Here is a 584-nt window from a genome sequence, read left to right as displayed (position 1 = left end):
ACCTACATCCCAGAGCCAGAGCGTGCAATCGACAAGCCGTTCCTGATGCCAATCGAAGACGTATTCTCGATCTCCGGTCGTGGCACCGTGGTAACTGGTCGTGTTGAGCGTGGTATCGTTCGCATCCAGGAAGAAGTTGAGATCGTTGGTCTGCGCGATACTCAGAAAACTACCTGCACCGGCGTTGAAATGTTCCGCAAACTGCTCGACGAAGGTCGTGCTGGCGAGAACTGCGGCGTTCTGCTGCGTGGCACCAAGCGTGACGACGTTGAGCGTGGCCAGGTTCTGGTTAAGCCAGGTACCGTTAAGCCGCACACCAAGTTCACTGCTGAAGTTTATGTTCTGAGCAAAGAAGAAGGCGGTCGTCATACCCCGTTCTTCAAAGGCTACCGTCCACAGTTCTACTTCCGTACTACTGACGTGACTGGTAACTGCGAGCTGCCAGAAGGCGTTGAAATGGTAATGCCAGGTGACAACATCCAGATGACTGTCACTCTGATCAAAACCATCGCGATGGAAGATGGTCTGCGTTTCGCTATCCGTGAAGGCGGTCGTACCGTCGGCGCTGGCGTCGTAGCCAAAGT

1 protein-coding gene is annotated in these 584 nt (G+C 54.3%); it reads left to right on the top strand.

Going from position 1 to position 584, the window contains the following annotated elements:
• A partial coding sequence (locus LXM55_RS32340; protein ID WP_267924681.1) for an EF-Tu/IF-2/RF-3 family GTPase occupies nucleotides 1-584 on the top strand: 584 nt, incomplete at both ends.

The sequence above is a fragment of the Pseudomonas sp. Au-Pse12 genome, assembly GCF_021341665.1.
Taxonomy (GTDB): Bacteria; Pseudomonadota; Gammaproteobacteria; order Pseudomonadales; family Pseudomonadaceae; genus Aquipseudomonas.
The sequence above is the reverse complement of the archived record's forward strand: the minus strand, read 5'-3'. Positions and strand labels throughout refer to the sequence as shown.